Raw genomic sequence first — 17,452 nt, forward strand, 5'->3', positions numbered from 1 at the left:
CGGCAATCACGCGGGATGGTCAGGCGAATGTGTTCGAAAGCGTACCGATTCCCTCGATCGAAACTTTCACCGTGTCACCGGTCCTGATGAAGGACGGCGGGTTCATCCCTTTCCCCACACCCGACGGCGTTCCTGTGAGAATAACATCGCCAGGCTCAAGCGTGACATAAAGGGAGACCTGTGAGATCAGTTCGTCGATCGGGAAGATCATGTCTTTTGTATTGCCGTTCTGGCGCACATCCCCGTTGACTTTGGTCACGAGAGACAGGTTCTGCGGATCCGGAATCTCATCTTTAGTTACGAGGTAAGGTCCCATCGGGCACGACTTGTCCAGGCTTTTTCCGAGGAAGAATTGCACGTGGGAAGCCTGAACGTCACGAGCGGTGATGTCATTGGCGATCGTGTACCCGAAAATGTGGTCGTAGGCAAGCGCCTTCCGGATATTCCGGCCGCCTTTCCCGATGACGATTGCCAGTTCACCTTCATAATCCAGGCTTTCCGTAACGCCGGCATGAGCCGGCAATTCCTCTTCGTCTGCCGCGATGGAAGTCGGCGCCTTCGTGAAGACGACCAGCTTTTCAGGCGGGCGGTCTCCCCCCATCTCGGTTACATGGTCAGCATAGTTTTTCCCGATGCAGATGACGTTTTTCGGTGTTCTCGGAATCGGCGCGGTCCACTCGATTTCATCAAACCCGTGTTTATAGGACTCCGGTTCGCCGGAAGTTTCCGCACGCTCGACCAGCCGGCGGATTCCCTCCACAAATTCATGGCCTTCCGCGATGCCGTCGATGATATGCGCCGGGAACGGTTCCCCTTCCCCGAGTGCTTCATGGATGGCCGCAAGATCCCATACGGCCTCCTCCTTTTTCACCTTGGGGCCGAAACGCTGTTTCCCTTTATACCGGAACGATAACAATTTCATCTTGACGCCATCCTTTCCATTCTGGTTGGTTGTGCTTGTTTAGAAGATACGACAGATAGTCGGAGATTCCTCTAAATTTCGTCATTTCCCGTAAGTGAGCCTGCGCCAGATGCGCTCGAACGGCCCCTGCCTGAACTTCTGGAAATACAGGTCGGCGAGGATGCACTGGATGGCAAAGATGGCCACCGCAAGCCAGGTTCCGAGCGATACCGACACCTTGCCGTAATAGCCAAGGCCATACGAGTAGAAGATGAGGGTCGCAATGATCGACTGGGTCAGATATACAGTCAGTGACATCCGTCCCGCGGATGCGATCGGATGGAACACTTTCCGGCCGAGACCCGATTGCAGGAGCAGGAGGACGAGTCCGACATAGCCGACGGTCAAAAGCGGCCCGCCGAGTAAATCCTGCACCATTTGTGAAGTGTAGCGCAGTTCGGTGAAATACGGCAGCGCTTTTAGAGACAGTCCGGCAGCCGTGAACAGCACGGCGGGGAGGATCCACTTTTTCCAGCTGTCTGAGGCCTTTTCAATCAGACGGAGCTTCCCTGCCGCGGCTCCGAACATGAAGAGCGGCAGGATCATGAAGATCGCCATCGGAATCGATGCCGTATTCATGAACAGCCAGTCTGCGGCACGCTGTGCGGTCACTTCACCGAACGACCCGCCGGCATAGGCCTCGATTGAGCGGTTGATGTTGGTGATGTCGACATACGCACCCAACATGCCATCGGGATCCAGCTTTTCCGCGAAGAAGGTCAGAATTGTCAGCAGCGCCATCGGCACGATATAGACAACCGCCCCGATAGCCGTCAGTACAGTTGCCGGAAGCCGGAGCATCCACATGAAGATCAGGCCCATCAGCGCATAGGTGATCAGGATATCTCCCGGCCAGATAAGGAAGGCATGGATGATTCCGAAAAGCAGGAGGACACCCATCCTTTTTGCGGCCGTCGGAACAAACGGCCGCCCCAGACGGACGGACTTCTCATACTGCATATTCATTCCGTAACCGAATAGCATGGCAAACAGCGGATAGAAGCTGCTCTGGAACAGGATGTCCACCCACATATGGGAGACCTCATCGCTGAGCGACCGGAACCATGTGAACGGATCGATATAGACGTATGGTGTATGGAAGAACAGCATGTTCGCGACGAAGATGCCGAGCAGGGCAACCCCCCTCAGATAATCCAGCGCCGCGATCCGTTCATTTGATGCGGTCGGTTTCAGTGTCGGCAAAATGATCCCCCCGGATGGTCAATACTCGCTCCCCGTCAAACAGGTACAGGAGCTTCTCTTTGATGTTGATGTCAAGAATGTCACCGATCGCCCGGGCGTAGAGTGACAGCTGGACGCCATAGCGCTCGGCCATCGCGGCCTCGAGCGATGCCTCCGATCGGAACATGCCCGTCCGGTCGGTTTTATAATCAAGCAGAACCCAGCCGTCCTTTTCGCGGAAGAGGCAGTCGGCGATTCCCTGCAGGATCTGACGGTCTCCGTCTCCCGCATCAAGTCCGTAGGTGAACGGCAGTTCCCGGCGGACATCAGAGGATTTCCGGATGCGTTCGTAGAGCGGCGTCCCGAAGAAACGGGCGATTGCCGCCGCATCCACTTCCCTTGCCTCCTCATTCGTGATCAGTTCCCGGCGGGTGAGTTCTGTGATCAGGTTCTGTACATCACGCACGGTCTGCTGGCGCGAAAGGTCGATATGCTGCATGATCGTGTGCATCGCCGTCCCGATTTCCGCCGCGGTAAGCGTCCGCTCCTGCATGAATTCAGGCCGGTCGTGCATATACATCGGCCGGACCTCATCCGAATGGGTCATGAACGGATCCGGCTCTTCCGCGTTTTCCAGCAGCCACATCCTCTTTACATCGCTTACGGATTGCTTCGAGCGTTTCCGGACCGACGCACTGTGGGGATAGGAGGCAGTGAAGCGTCTGAGCACCTCTTCTGCCGCACGGCTGTCCGGCATTTGCTCGGGCCGGTCCTCTTCCGCAGCAATTTCAGCAGCCGGCCCGATTTCGGCCGAAAGTTCGGACGGTGACAGAAACTCAATGTTCCAGGCGGAACGGTCATCAATCAGTTGGCCGCCCGGGACCACACCGTAAGGAGCAAATGCCCGGTGTCGCGCCACTGCGGGCCCGATCCAGTCCAGATAACCTGCGGCGCGCGATCGGATGTACTCCGGCAGCCGCTCGCCCGGGGAAAGCTGGCCTTCCTGCCACTTCATGACCGCCGCCTCCGGGTCCTTCACCGAACCGATCAGGTGAAGGGCCTCTTTGGCACGCGTCATGGCGACATAAAGGACCCGCATCTCCTCTGCCCGCATCTCGAGCTCCTTCTTTTCCCGGATTGCAAGGAACGGCAGCGACGTGTACTGGATACGGTTGTCCGGGTCCACCGCCTTGACCGCAAGGCCGAAGTGCTGGTCAAAGAGATAGGGCTGGTTAAAGTCCATCTTGTTGAATTGCCGCCCTGCCCCCGCGACGAACACATGCGGAAACTCCAGTCCCTTGGATGAGTGGATCGTCATGATCCGGACGACATCGTCCTGCTCCCCGACAGCTTTTGCGGTTCCCATATCATCACCGCGGCGTCTCATCCTGTCGATGAACCGCAGGAAACGGAACAGCCCCCTGAAGGACGTCCTCTCGTACTGAATCGCCCGGTCGTGCAGGGCGCGGAGGTTCGCCTGGCGCTGCTTGCCATTCGGCATGGCGCCTGCCATCTCATAGTAATGGGTATCCAGGTACACCTGCCAGATCAGGTCTGCAAGCGATCCGCGGCGCGCAAGGTCCCTCCACTCTTCGAAGTGGACATAAAACCGGCGGATCTTCTCTTCCGTCTCCGCCGGAATGCCGGCGGAGATCCCGTTCCGGACGTATTGCCTGAGCGCCTCATAGTACGGTTCATCCGGCGCTGCCAGGCGGATCTTAGCCAGCTCGTTTTCACCGAGCCCAATGAACGGTGCCCGGAGCACGGAGGCGAACGGGATGTCCTGGTACGGATTGTCGATGACACGGAGCGTATTCAGCATGATCATCACTTCGATGGCGTCAAAATAGCCCCCGGACGTTTCGGCATAAACCGGTATACCCGCAAGCTTCAGCTCTTCCGCAATTTCGCCCGACCATGTCATCGAACGCATAAGGATGACAATATCCCGGTAACGGAGCGGGCGGGTGCCGCCCGTCCAAGGATCGGTCACCTCTGCGCCGGACTCCATGAGCCGCCGGATCTCCCGGATGATTGCCCTCGCTTCCATCTGCGGCTTCTTAAGTTCCTCGTCTGTTTCTGAGGCCTCTTCTCCGTCATCTTCCTGTTCCTCATGGATGATGGTCAGCGTGGCCGGCCTCCCCGTTCCCGGGTATGGAGCACCGGGCTTGAGGGCCGCGGCTTCGTCATAGTCGATTTCACCGACCCGTGCGCCCATTATCTGGCGGAACACATAGTTCGTCGCATCGAGCACTTCCCTCCGGCTCCGGAAGTTCGCATTCAAGTCGATTTTCATGCCAGTGCCGCCCGCGTCCCCGTTGAAATTGAGATACTTCCCGAGGAACAGCATCGGCTCGGCCAGGCGGAAACGGTAGATCGACTGTTTCACATCACCGACCATGAACAGATTGCCGTCCGCGTTTTCCCCGCTTTTGACGAGCGAGACGATTGTCTCCTGCAGGCGGTTCGTATCCTGGTATTCGTCGACCAGCACTTCTCTGAAGCGGTCCCGGAAGTCGTGGGCAATCTCCGACGGCACAAGCGTGCCGTCCCGCTCATCGGACAGGATGGCGAGCGCAAGGTGCTCAAGGTCGGAAAAGTCGACGATGCCCCGGTTCTTTTTCACTTCGGCATACCGCTCGCCGAACCGGATCGTCAGGCTGACAAGTGTATCCATCATCGGTGCCATGAGCCTCATTTCTTCCAGGAGACGGGCAGGCGTCCGGACAAAGTAGGATTCCTTCAGTCCGTTAACGAGCTTTTTGATGTCATTCCGCTTTTTCTTGGCCCGCTCCGCAAGCTCTTCATCACAGCTGTCCTTACGGATCGTGGCGGCCTTGGCCCACTTGATGGCGGAAAAGGCATGGTATGCCTCTTCCCACGTGCCGCCTTCCATGATCCTGAGAAGGGAGCCGACCAGGGTGCCGTCTTCTTCAGCGGTCGCAGCAAGAGGCGCCGGGCCGTCCGGCAGGCGGGCGATGCGGCCCACTTCAGCTGCCATCGATACAGCCTCTTCCAGCTGGTGGCGGATTGCCTCCTTGAGCGGCCCGATAAACGGCAGGCTGTCGATGTCCGCATCAGGCGGGAGGTGATACTGCCTCGGGATGCTCCGCAGCCATTCCTCCGGTTTCGGATGAACGCGGGAGTAGTCGTAAAGCTTATCGATCAGCACTTCGATCGCCTGGTCGTCACGGTCGGATGTGAAGCTGTCCGCGAGCCTGTATACCGGTTCCGGATTTTCCGAGCCGTATGCTTCTTCAAGAACACGGCTGACTACGTCATCCCGGAGCAGCGCCGCCTCCGCGGTGTCCGCAATCCGGAATCCCGGGTCGAGGTCCAGCACATAGGCATACTGCCGTACGATGTTCATGCAGAACGAGTGGAGCGTCGAAATCTGCGCTTTGTTAAGGAGGCTGAGCTGGCGCCGGAGACGCGTGGAAGACGGGTTCATTTCAATCGCCTCTTCAAGTGCCGTCGCCATCCGGTGACGCATTTCAGCCGCAGCCGCATTCGTGAATGTCACGACTAGCAGTTCATCGACGTCAATCGGATCCTCCGGGTCGGTCACCTTGCCGATCAGGCGGTTGATCAGGACAGCCGTCTTTCCTGAACCGGCTGCGGCCGAGACGAGCAGGTCGCTGCCTGATGCATGGATCGCCCTCCATTGGGCATCCGTCCACGTTGCATCAGCGGGTTTCGCCGGTATCTTCATCTCCAAGCACCTCCTTCTTCATCATTTTTATCGACTCTTCGGGAGTCAGCTGGCGCAGGGCCTGATAGCGCTGTGCCGGGTCAGCCGGGTCAAACTGGCAGACGGACCGGTACGCACACGTCTGGCAGGGCATCCGATCTTTCATCCTGTAAGGCAGCACCCGGGTGTCGCCTTCAATCATGGAATCGCCGGCCTGCCTGTGCTTGCGGCGCACATACTCTCTCATGAGCGAGAGGCTTTCCGGACCGAGCACCTTGGACGTTTTCGAGAATGTGCCGTTTTTGTTCATCCGGACAGGAATCGTATCGGAAGAGCCATCGAGGCTTTTGTCCATTTCAAGGACGACGTCTGGGTTGTCGAGGACATAACCATTCATCCGGTAGGACTTCATTGCCTCCGCCTCGATTTCTGCCTCGTCCATCACGCCTGACTCGGCACGGAGCATCGGGTTATGCACGTGCATATACAGAACCCCTGCAGGGAGCGCTTCACTGCCAAACCACTCATCGGAATTGAGGAGTGCGACATCCAGATAAGTCAGCATTTGGAGCGACAGGCCGTAGTACACCTCCGCAAGGTCCAGTGCCCTGGCCGAAGACTTATAGTCGACGACACGGATAAACGGCTTCCCGTCAACCTCCGCAGCATCCACCCGGTCAATCCGCCCCCTCAGCTGCATCGTCCCGCCCCTCTTCAGAGGTACACGTAAAGGAGGGAATTTCTCTCCGGGGCCGAATGCCGCCTCAATGGCCACGGGGCTGAACCCGGAGTGCTTGGCCTGTTTCGAGAGGCCCAGAAGCGTCCGCTGGATAATTCTTGTGATTTTTCTCTTAATATAAGTGTATCTGCTGGAACTCAGCAGGATCTGATTAAAGAAATAAGGACTGATCGCTTCCACGGCATCCCTGGCGAGCGTCAGGCATTCTGTTTGGCTAAGGGAGCCCCATGGCAGATTCCGCCGTCCGGTCTCATCGGAGATCCATTTCAGCGCGGCATGGAACAGATCACCAAGTGCCGGCGGATCAAGCGTGAACTCGCCGCGCTCGCGCAGTTTCAGCCCAAAGCTTGCATAATGCTGGAATGGGCAGCTGAAATACGATTCGACCCGTGAAACGCTAGAGCCGATCTCTTTGCCGTATAGTGCGGACGTGACACCCGGCTCGAGCCGCTCCGTCCCGCGCCTGCGTGACGGACGGAACACCTTGCCGAAGATCATCGACCAGTACGGATCGTTCCGGTAAAAGTCGATGGCCGAACGCCAGGGTACAGATAGTTCCCCTTCGCTTTCCTCGTGCCGCAGCCGGGCGGATGCGTACCGGAGCGTCGCTCTCGGATGGCTGATATATTCCTTCCAGCTTTCCTCCTCCGGGAGGTCCGCCGGATCATTGAGCACATCTGATTCGGCCGCATCCGGCAGGATCTGTCTGATGCGCTTCAGATATAGGGATGGAATCAGCGCCTTTCCTTCGGCGTCAGAAGCCGGATAGGAGATGAACAGTTTCGAGGAAGCCGTCGTGAATGCGCGGTATGCCATGTACATTTCGTCCATGAGCCGCATTTTCGTCGTCGGCGCCAGTTCGAATCCGATTTCCATGAACCATTCCCGCTCCCGGTCGGACAGGAGTCCTTCCTGGTCGATGCGCTTCGGAAACACGCCGTCATTGACGCCGATGATAAAGACAGCCTCCATATCCATCAGCCTCGAGATGTCGGCGGTCGTCACCGTAACCTGGTCAATCGACGGGGGAATGCGGGCAAACTCGAGCGTATCGAACCCTTCATCAAGAATTTGGATGAATTCACCGAGTGGACGCTCCCGGTCGCCAAACATGAGAACGAACTGGTCCAGCACTCCGATCCAGGAATTCCAGGCCTGGTCGTGTTCCGCCGCTTCGAATAACCGTCCTGCCTCTTCTTCGTGCTTTCTCAGGTCGACGATCTTGTCAAACACCTGAAGCTCCTCCATGAACGTAAAGAGGGTCGTGGCGATGTCACGTCCCGTCCTTCCCCTGCGAAGGCGGGCCTCGAGGTTGGCGAGCGGTTCACGGACGGCATCCCGGATCAGATGAATGTCTTCCTGCATCGCCAGCTCCTCATCGGTCTGCACGTTGCGGTGGAACTCCAGGCCGCGGTAGCGTTTTACCTGCCAGCGCTTTTCGTCGAACCAGCGCTCCCCCCGGATACCGTTTGCCAGCACGAAATTTTCGAGACGGTCCGCGCGGTCGCGCCACTCCGACGGATCTGCCCCGTGCGGGAAAAACAAGTCGGTCTTGACTGCGCGGAAGATGTCTTCATACTCCCACCCTTCCGCCACCGCCTCGAGCACCGAACGGCTGAACTCGATCAGGGGGTGATGGAGCATCGGCTTTTTCCGGCTGATGAAGACAGGGACGTCATAAAGCGGAAACACCGTCTCGATCAGCTCGTCATAGACTTCGGGCTGACGGTAAAGGATGGCCATGTCCCGGTAGCGCATTCCGGACATCATGAGATTCCGGATCCTCCTTGCCACGGCATGGACTTCGGCCCTCGCATCCGCCGCGCGGATCAGCTCCACATCCCCTTCCGCTGATGCAGTCGGCGCCGGGTATTGATCAAACACCGATTCCAGATGGGCGAGTGCCCTGCTCTTGAAACGGCGGGGAATTCCCAGGTGGATACTGTCTTCGGTATCCACCCCGTTCCGCTTGGCGGAATCCATCAGCCGGGCCGCACTTCCCTGAGCATTAAAAAATAATTGGGACCCTGTCGGTGCCCCGTATGGATCTTCCATCGGCAGGACGACCGTCACGCGCCTGGCGTGCTTCATAAGCTCCTCGACAATTTCCAGCTCCCGTGTCGTGAAGGTAACAAAGCCGTCCACATATACTTCCGCATCCTTTACCAGATCGGAATTCCGGATCTGGGAGGCGAGGAGCGCCAGATATCCTTCGCTGTCCACATAGGCGGTGCCGAGCCGTTCCTCGATCTTGCTCATGAGCAGCTCCAGATCGTCAGCCTTGTCCAGCAGCGCCCGCGGAGCACCGGCCTGCTCAAGCTCGCCGTGCATATCGGTCATCGTCGCGCAATCGAGGCAGTAGCGGCTGAACTCCTTCAGCAGATCTTCCAGCTGTTCGGTAAACCCCCGCTTATCGGCCGCCTGACGGAACAGCTTGAACTCTTCCCGATTTTCCGCAAGCAGGCTCCGGATCAGCATCCGATAGCCGAAGCCGTTCACTTCCGTCCGGGTAATCCCGCCCGTCTCCTGGAGAATGCGCCAGGCCAGACGCTTGAACGTCGCCACCTGCGCGCGGATCGTTCCGCCAAGCCCGAACTCTGTCGACAGGCTCTTCTCCATGGAAAACGACATCTGGTCCGGAACAACGACAAAAATCGGCGAACCGAGGGGGGCTTCCTTCAGCTTGCCGGCAATTTCTTTGCGGATCATCGTGGTCTTGCCAGAACCGGCCCGGCCGGTAATCAGCCTGAATGACATCGGCAGCCACTCCTTTCTGTTGGTGTTACCATTATAATAGAAGAAACAAAGTCGAACAAACGTTCTGCATTATGTAATCGGATAGTTACTTCGGTTAAGGTGACGTCCGATCAGTTCTCCTTTTCCCGTCGCTCTTCTTCCGCTGCGGTCTGCTCTTCCCGGATCGAACTGATGTCATTTTCCACTCTCTTGTCGAGCCATTTCTCCAATTGTTTTCCGCCGAGCCAAAGAAGGAAAATCACGATTGCCACCACTGCTGTACGTCCCGGCTGCGTAATCAGCGAACGGAGATCATGGCCAATAAAGCTTGCAATGCCGATCATCACAAACTTGCCGGCCATGAGTGTGAACAGATACACTTTTTTCTTCAGATTGGATAGGCCCGCCACGAGATTCACCAGTGCGGATGGCGTGAACGGGAAGCAGAGCAGCACGAATAGCGGCCCGAAACTGTTCCGTTCCACCCATTGGATCAGTTTCCTGACGCGCTCACTTTTCGTGAGGAACCGGAACACCTTTGCATCCCCGTATTTCCTGATGAGGAGAAACACCGTATAGGACCCCGCGACTGTTCCGCCCCAACTGATCAGGAAACCGAACAGGAAGCCATACGCATTGGCATTTGCAATGACGAACACAAACAGAGGCAGAAACGGAAGAAACGCCTCGATAAACGGCAGCAGAAAGCCCAAGAGAGGTCCAAGCGCCCGGTATTGTGATGTCAGTTCATACAAGGTGTCAAGATCCAGCCAGTTCTCCATGTCCTACCTCCGACCCGGTTTCAAGTGTCATTTCCCTTATTTTACGCTATTCATGCAACTCTACAAAATCAGGCGTCCGCAAGGAATTGTTTGTAGTATAATTCTAATTATAATCATGCAAGAAAGATGGGATATTATGCAAAGAGAAGGCCTTGCAGCCGGCCTGAAGGCGGGGCTTACCATTGCGATCGGCTACTTCCCGGTGGCGCTTACGTTCGGTCTGCTCGCCAAGACAACCGGGCTTTCCCTGACCGAGACGGTTGCCATGAGCATGTTTGTCTTTGCCGGCGCCGCACAGTACATATCCCTCAGCCTGATTGCGGCCAAAGTGGACCCCGTTCTGATTGTGCTGAATACATTCATTGTGAACATCCGCCACTTTCTTATGACGGCTTCGCTCAATGAAAAGATGCAGCCCGACGCCAGATGGAAAAAAGCGGTCTACGCATTCGGCATCACGGACGAGACATTTTCTGTGATCTCCACTACCGGCGAGGGACGTGTCCGGACATCTTATGCAGCCGGTGTCATCATCCTGTCCTATGCAAGCTGGGTCATCTTCAGCGGTGTCGGGCATATCATCGGGGCCAACCTGCCGCTTTTCCTGCAGGCTGCGATGTCGATCGCGCTTTACGCCATGTTTGTCGCGCTCCTCGTCCCTTCCCTGAAAGGCAACCGGAAGATTGTCCTGCTCGCCCTGACCGCTGCCGCCATGAACGGATTTTTCTTCTGGACGGGGCTGCTGTCCACCGGCTGGGCGATCATGGTGTCAACACTCGCCTCTGCCGTGATTGTCGAAGTGCTCTACGCCCGCCGCGGAAAAGTGCTCCGACGCGCGGTTGAACGAAAGGAGGGTGCCTGATGGGTAGCTGGTACTGGTGGATGCTGCTCGGCATGGCGGTCGTGACCTACCTGCCTCGTGCCATCCCGCTGACCTTTCTGGAAGGGAAAGAACTGCCGCCCGCAGTGTCCGGTGTACTGCGGAATATTCCGTTTGCCGTCCTCGGTGCGCTGATCTTTCCTGCAATCCTGTACGCCCAGCCGGATGACCTGCTGTTTGGAGTGATCGGTTTTGCATCGGCCGCGCTAATCGCCTGGATGGGCGGCGGTGTCATGGGGACCGTCCTCGGAACAATTGCCATCCTTGCAGTGTACAGCCTGCTGGCCGGCTGAAATTGCCTCAACAGATAAAACGACCTGGCGCATTTGCGCCAGGTCTTATTTGTTATTCCGGATTCTGCTTTTGTTCCTGCTTTGTCCGTTCCCTCATCCTGCCTGCAAGGTAAAACCCTGCGGTAAGTGACAACGCATCGATTGTATACAGCAGCCAAGTGTGCGTGTATCCGGCATAGACGGACGCCGCGATCAATGCAACAGTCAGGACAAGCCCGACAACATGATGGTAGGTCACCCGGGTGAACAGGACGACCAGTGCCGCCGGCAGGAAAAGTGCCAGGATGATTTTGAGTGCGTATGATTCCACAGGCCGATCCCCCTCCCCTGCGAATACCGGTCAACGTACGACGAGAAGACCCATCCGGTGGTGATCGTGACGGAAGATGACATGCTGGCAGAGCCGCAGCTCCCCTTCCCTATTGAGCACCTCGACGCGGCAGTGGGCCGCGTTGACCTGGATGGCCTCGTACAGTTCCCGTTCGTCCGTCACAGTGATACCGTTAACCTTCCGGATAGTCTCGCCCGGAAGGATCCCCATCTTGTCGGCAGGAGATTCAGGAAGGACTGCGGCCACGACCACGCCGTCACTTCTCGGGGAGACCGCAAAATTCCCTTTATTTTCCTGCACGACTGCCTTAATGGCGATGACCATCCGTACGATCAGTCCGATGGCAAGGACGGCCCAACCGGCCAGCGGCTCCCAGAGTCCGAGCAGAGCGCCTGCCGCGACACCAAGGCCGGTTGCGAAGACCGCCCGGCCATACCCGCCATAAACCTGTTCCGGCAGAATATGCTTTGCCGTATGCTCAAAGCCGATCACCGCCGGGATGAAGATCAGGTAATAGGACGTTCCGCCAAGCGTGAACTGCGGCCAATACGGAAGCATTTCTCCAATCGGGCCGCCCGGAATCGCAAAAAGAAGCGGCAGCATCCACAGGCGCTTGGTCCGGTATGCGGCTCCCTGCAGTCCCCTGGCAGTCTCCAGCAGGAACGGAGAAGCATCCCGGGCACCATACTTGCGGATCAGAAGTCCTTCGGCCGCCGTGAGCAGGCCGGCAATCACCGTGATGGTGACTGCCTCCTCGCCAGTGATCCCGGCATAGGTCCACCCGATCACCGGCCAGTCGGTCGCGACATCATACCGGCCGAGCAGCCAGTAGGCAAGTGCGGCAAGTCCGGCAGTATAGATCGGGGCTCCCGCCTGGTATCGGAAGAGGAGTACGGCTGCCAGCATAAAGCCGCAGAACAACACGAGCCATCCCTTCGGCACGACAAGCCCTGCCCCTGCAATAATCAGCGACAGGACGAGTGCAGCCAGCCACGACTGTTTTAGCAGACCGCGGAACTCGGCAAGACCTTCATCCACCCTTACCCGGAAATGCCTCCGCTCCCGCTTGACCCTCGTATAGCCCAGAAGAACAGAGAATAACAAAATGATATAAAGCAGCGGGTTCATAAAAAACTTTCCCGCGCCATGCAGCAATTCAATCATAATTTCCTGGAACATCCGACTGTCACCATCCCCGGTTCTAAACAACAAATCTACTTCATTACTTCATTCTATCAAACCCGGGGTAGGATGAGAATGGTTTTAGTTGCCGGACTTCAATACATGTTTCATATATCCGACGGCGAGTTGCAGCTGATCATCATTTTTCTCGTCCGCCTTATACTCGATCACTTTGGCTCGGAGGGCCCGGAAGAAGGCATCGTCCATGGCTCCGCCGGGATCGAGCTTCTCATTATCCCTGAACCGCTCGACTGCCTTCAGTGTCGTTTCGTCATAGTAGCCGTCCTCGCGCGTCACGTCATAGCCCAGTGCCGCCATCACCCGCTGTGCATAACCCACGTCTTCCCCGTAGTCACCGGGCTGGAAACTGCCCTCGACCGGCATGACGGGCAAACCGTAAAGCGCCTGCTGCTTGGATTCAAGGTCCGGCTTGATGCCCTTGCCGTGGATCCATTCTCCGGAAGGGGTCAGCCACTTATGAGTTGAAAGCTTCATCTCACCGCCATTTGAGAGCGGCCACGTTTCCTGAACTGTCCCTTTGCCGAAGCTGACGGTGCCGATGATAAACGCCCGTCCGTTGTCCCTGAGCGCGCCGCTCAGCACTTCGCTTGCAGAAGCGCTGCCCTTGTCCTGGAGGAGCACTGTTTTCATCCGGCGCATCGCCTTTCCGTATTCCTCATCTTCCGGCTGTTCGGAGCGGACCGGCTCTTTAACCCCTTCGGCGTTCTGCATGAAGGCGAAGACCGTACCTTCCCGGAGCAGGCTGCCCGCAATCTTGGACACGCTGAAAAGGTAACCGCCGGGATTCCCGCGTACGTCGATGATGAACCCGTCCGCACCCTGACTGATCAGTTTCTTCGTATGGGTTTCCCATTCACCGGCCGTTTCCTCGCCGAACATCGAAATGGTCACAACTCCAACCTGATAGCCCTCTTTTTCGATCATCCGGCTGTTCACCGTTTTAACCGGGATCGCGCTTCTCTTCATCGCCACTTCCAGATGCCTGTCCTCATCCGGCCGGAATATGGTAAGCGTCACATCCGTCCCTTCCGCGCCTTTGATCAGGGAAAGCAGTTCTTTCATCGTCTTCCCGTCCACACGTTCTCCATCAACACGGACAATTTCATCGTACGGGAGTATACCCGCTTTTTCTGCGGGCGAGTTGCGGACAGGAGCCACGATGATGAAGCGCCCCCTCGATTCCGTAATTTCCGCACCAATCCCGACACGCTCGTCCGACAGTGATTCCTCATGGGCAGCCGCTTCCTCTTCCGTCATGTATGTACTGTACGGATCGTTCAGCACATCGGCCATCCCCCTGACGGCTCCTTCTACCAGCTCGTCCCCTCCTACACGGTGGACAGCCTTTTCCAAGATCAGGTCATACGCCTCATCGATCGGCTTCTTGCCGCTGACGGGCTCCGCCGATTCACCTTTCCCGTTCTGGACAAAGTAGAAAATTCCGCCCGCAGCCGCGCAGACCGCCACAAACATCAAAAATCGGCTCATGCGCATCTGACATCCCTCCTCCGTCCAAGTGTATGAACAGAGCAGGAAGCGTACGACACGCATGGCCGATTTTTATATTCCGGAGGGCCGGAACTGATGATCTTTACTTAACAGTCGAGGGTTCTTTCTTAACACTCACGGCTGTAATCTTAACACTCTGGGCATTAATCATAACACTCGCCGATATTTTGCCAGCTATCCCTCGCCATTCAGTCGATATTTGCAGTCAGGCTCCTCATCATCTCAGCATCCATCGGTCCCCGGACCACATGGCGGATGACGCCGGATGTATCGATGATGTAGGTGGTCGGGATAGTGATGACCCGATAGACATCCATCTGCTCCCCTTCCACATCAAGCGGAATGGGGAATGTCAGGCCGAATTCATCTACAAACGACTGAATGTTTTCCATCACCTTTTCCTTATCGCCGCGCTCGGATGTCGAGAGGTTAACGGCGATCACCCGGACACCGGCCTCCTCGGCTTCCTCCTCGTGGAACTCCTGCATATGCGGCATCTCCGCACGGCACGGTCCGCACCAGGATGCCCAGAAATTCAAAATCACTTTCTCGCCGCGGAGATCCGAGAGTGTCAGCTCTCCCCCGTCAAGCGTTTCCAGTGTGAAATCGGGTGCCGCCTCCCCTTTGGCAATCCCCTCACCGGGTTCCTCGGCAGTTTCGGTGTCTGCTTCTTTCTGCATTTCAGACTGGGTCAATTCCCGTTCCAGTTGCTTTTTCTGCCCGCTGAGGCCATCATTCGCAGTATCTTTCAGCATAATGCCGATCATTACTGCGATCATGGCCAGTGCGATGATCGATCCGAACCACTTTTTATTCATTTGTTATGCCTCCTGCCTGCCGATAAAAAACTGAGTTGATAAAGACCAATAATAACGGTCGAGACAAACGGCAACCCGCCGAAACCGTCAGGCTGAAAAGCTGCCGCAATCAAGTGGACCGCCAGAAACAACACGGTCAGCTGCCGTTGCCAGAGGTTCGAGACATCCGCCCGTAAAACGGTCAGAATGAACAGCATGCTGAACATAACCACGGTCACGGTCTCCGGCAGCGGACCGTTCTCGTTCAGAATCGCCATCATGATCTGATAGACACTTTGGACAGCCACAGCCGACATCAGGACGGCCGGTGATCCGGCCGCACCCTTTCTCCAAAGAAAGAAGAGGGCCGCCAGAATGCCGGCCAATGCTCCTGTCAGGCCGCCGTTGTAGTAAAGGAGGGACATGGGTGCTTTCAGGAAATTGCCGAAGTCGGTCAGCACGTAGCTGCCTTTCCAGATGACAACAAAATAAAACGCTGCATCCCCATACAGCCCGGCCTGCCGGCTGCCGAACCTGAACCGGAGGAGAATATAGGCTGCAATCAGTGCAGCCAGTGCTGACAGATGGGAAGTCGGCACAGATAATTTAAAGATGGTGATGGCTTCCGTCACTTGCATGGCTGTGCCTCCGGCAGGATGTTTTCATCTTCAAGAGTAGAGGATGGAGCTCCTGTCCGTCCACCTTCGGGCACGGGCCCAAAGAAAATCTTGTCCATTCTATGACACGGCGCTGAACAAATAGAAGGAGCCGGCGAGTTTACAGTTCCGATGCAGATTTCTGCTGCAGGCCTTCGAAGAGAAGCCTTTTTAGCACAACGGTAATCATTCCCTGCTCTGACTTTCAGACAAAGAAAAATCCCGCCTTTTAAAGGCGGGATGGATCATCCTGTTTATAGCGGTACGTAGGAATTTGGGTTGACCGGATTGCCGTACGAACCGATATGGAGTTCAAAATGGAGGTGAGGTCCGCTTGAACGTCCTGTTGATCCCATCTTTCCGATCAGCTGACCTTTCCCTACCTTTTGGCCTTTGCTCGTGTTAATGGAGGAAAGGTGTGCATAAAGGGTCGTATAAGTTTTGCCGTCAAAGTAGTGGGTCACCATGATGACATTTCCATATGTTCCGAATTGGCCCGTAAATGAGACAACGCCGTTGCCCGCCGAGACCACAGGTGTTCCTGTTGAATTCGCGATATCTACACCTGCGTGATTAGACGATGCCCAGCTCAGATTCCGGTAGCCGTAATTCGATGATAACCTTCCTGATGCAGGCCGCGTCCAATTGCCTCCGGATACTGATGGAGCCGGTGCACTGGTCTGGCTAACTGAGCCGGATGAAGAAGAAGTGCCGGACGAGGAAGAAGTAGCGGATGGGGTAGAAGTGCCCTTCCGGTTATTTTCTACCTGCTGTGCCGCTGCGGCCTCTGCAGCCTTTTGGCGTGCTTCGGCTTCCTTGCGTTTTCGCTCTTCTTCGGCTTTTCGGGCAATCTCAGCCAGACGTTCCTGTTCAGCGACAATCTGCTGGGTAAGCTCTTGGCTGACTTCATGGGCTTCCTCATACTCGGCTTCCAGGTTGGACTGCTCTTTTTGCAGACGCGCCTGTTCCTTTTCAAGTTGAGTCACAAGCCCATCGAGCTCGGCTTTCTGGTCATCAAGCTCTGCTTTTGCAGCCTCGAGTTTTTTCTTGTTTTCTTCCTGGGCGGCGAGCTTGTCCTCGACCTGCTTTTTCTGGTCTTCGAGGGTTGCCTTGTCCGCTTTTTGTTCTGCGATGATCTGACGGTCGGCTTCTCTCAGCGTATTGACAGCTGAAACCCGATCAATGAAATCGGAGAAGCTGCTGGCACCAAGCAGCACATCGATATAGCCCGTAGACCCGCCGGTGACCTGCATGGCACGGACACGGTCACGAAGCAATGCATCCCGATCAGCAATTTTCTGTTCAAGATCTTTGATGGAGGCACGGAGCGCTTCGATTTCAGCTTTTGTCTCCTGTATCTCTTGCTCGATCTCGGAAATTTCATTTTGCTTCTTCTCGATCTTTCCGTGGAGATCTTTGATCTGCGCAGAAAGCTTGTCCATCTTCTCGGAGTTAGCTTTTATGTTGGTGGCCTTTTCCTGGATTCCCTCGTTCAGCTCATTTTTCTTTTTTTCCATCTGATGCTGTTCGTTCTGGAGATCACTGAGCTTGCTTGCCGACACGCCGGTCGTGCCAAGCCCAAAGCTCAGAGCCATCGTGGCGGCCACGGCGGCGATCAGTGGCTTCGACTGCTTCAACTTGTCATTTCCCCTTTCAGGACATTGCGTTTCTATCTGTTTCATCTGCGATGTT

The 17,452-nt window shown here is 56.3% G+C and carries 13 protein-coding genes; 2 read left to right on the top strand and 11 right to left on the bottom strand.

What is annotated here, in order from left to right; all coding sequences use genetic code 11:
• Positions 1-19 precede the first annotated feature (19 nt).
• From AV656_RS05805 to AV656_RS05825, 5 genes are all read right to left on the bottom strand, one after another.
• Entirely contained in the window at positions 20-922 is a 903-nt protein-coding gene (locus tag AV656_RS05805; RefSeq protein ID WP_063179770.1) for a fumarylacetoacetate hydrolase family protein, read from the bottom strand.
• 81 nt (positions 923-1,003) lie between these two features.
• The gene (locus tag AV656_RS05810; protein WP_063179772.1) at positions 1,004-2,164 is read right to left on the bottom strand and encodes a DUF418 domain-containing protein; all 1,161 of its coding nucleotides are present in this window, start codon (positions 2,162-2,164) and stop codon (positions 1,004-1,006) included.
• Positions 2,133-5,855: a helicase-exonuclease AddAB subunit AddA gene (gene addA, locus AV656_RS05815; protein ID WP_063179774.1), complete on the bottom strand. Its 3,723-nt coding sequence runs from the start codon at positions 5,853-5,855 to the stop codon at positions 2,133-2,135. The genes AV656_RS05810 and addA overlap by 32 nt, the downstream gene beginning before the upstream one ends.
• Positions 5,830-9,330, bottom strand: a complete 3,501-nt coding sequence (gene addB / locus AV656_RS05820; protein ID WP_063179776.1) for a helicase-exonuclease AddAB subunit AddB — start codon at positions 9,328-9,330, stop codon at positions 5,830-5,832. The genes addA and addB overlap by 26 nt, the downstream gene beginning before the upstream one ends.
• Before the next feature lie 110 nt (positions 9,331-9,440).
• Positions 9,441-10,091, bottom strand: coding sequence for a TVP38/TMEM64 family protein (locus tag AV656_RS05825; RefSeq protein ID WP_063179778.1), 651 nt, complete (start codon positions 10,089-10,091; stop codon positions 9,441-9,443).
• Positions 10,092-10,227: 136 nt separating this feature from the next.
• On the opposite strand from AV656_RS05825, the gene AV656_RS05830 reads away from it, so the two are divergent.
• Positions 10,228-10,953, top strand: a complete 726-nt coding sequence (locus AV656_RS05830; protein ID WP_082818625.1) for an AzlC family ABC transporter permease — start codon at positions 10,228-10,230, stop codon at positions 10,951-10,953.
• A complete protein-coding gene (locus AV656_RS05835; RefSeq protein WP_063179782.1) occupies positions 10,953-11,264 on the top strand; it encodes an AzlD domain-containing protein in 312 nt (103 codons plus the stop codon). Before AV656_RS05830 ends, AV656_RS05835 begins: the two co-directional genes overlap by 1 nt.
• Positions 11,265-11,316: 52 nt before the next feature.
• Here the strand turns inward: AV656_RS05835 and AV656_RS05840 are convergent, their stop codons facing one another.
• The 6 genes from AV656_RS05840 to AV656_RS05865 all read right to left on the bottom strand — a co-directional run bounded on the left by AV656_RS05840 (position 11,317) and on the right by AV656_RS05865 (position 17,397).
• On the bottom strand, positions 11,317-11,574 hold the full coding sequence (locus AV656_RS05840) for a CsbA family protein (protein WP_063179784.1): 258 nt from the start codon (positions 11,572-11,574) through the stop codon (positions 11,317-11,319).
• Positions 11,575-11,604: 30 nt separating this feature from the next.
• Complete coding sequence (locus AV656_RS05845) at positions 11,605-12,774, bottom strand: PDZ domain-containing protein (RefSeq protein WP_063179786.1); 1,170 nt, start codon at positions 12,772-12,774, stop codon at positions 11,605-11,607.
• An 84-nt stretch (positions 12,775-12,858) separates the two neighbouring features.
• On the bottom strand, positions 12,859-14,286 hold the full coding sequence (locus AV656_RS05850; RefSeq protein ID WP_231877240.1) for a S41 family peptidase: 1,428 nt from the start codon (positions 14,284-14,286) through the stop codon (positions 12,859-12,861).
• Between the two features lie 209 nt (positions 14,287-14,495).
• On the bottom strand, positions 14,496-15,125 hold the full coding sequence (locus AV656_RS05855; RefSeq protein WP_063179790.1) for a TlpA disulfide reductase family protein: 630 nt from the start codon (positions 15,123-15,125) through the stop codon (positions 14,496-14,498).
• Complete coding sequence (locus AV656_RS05860) at positions 15,122-15,742, bottom strand: hypothetical protein (protein WP_063179792.1); 621 nt, start codon at positions 15,740-15,742, stop codon at positions 15,122-15,124. Before AV656_RS05860 ends, AV656_RS05855 begins: the two co-directional genes overlap by 4 nt.
• 272 nt (positions 15,743-16,014) lie before the next feature.
• Positions 16,015-17,397 (bottom strand): murein hydrolase activator EnvC family protein, encoded by a 1,383-nt coding sequence (locus AV656_RS05865; RefSeq protein ID WP_063179794.1) that lies wholly within the window; start codon positions 17,395-17,397, stop codon positions 16,015-16,017.
• Positions 17,398-17,452: the final 55 nt, after the last annotated feature.

The organism is Bhargavaea cecembensis (assembly GCF_001619585.1).
Lineage (GTDB): Bacteria > Bacillota > Bacilli > Bacillales_A > Planococcaceae > Bhargavaea > Bhargavaea cecembensis_A.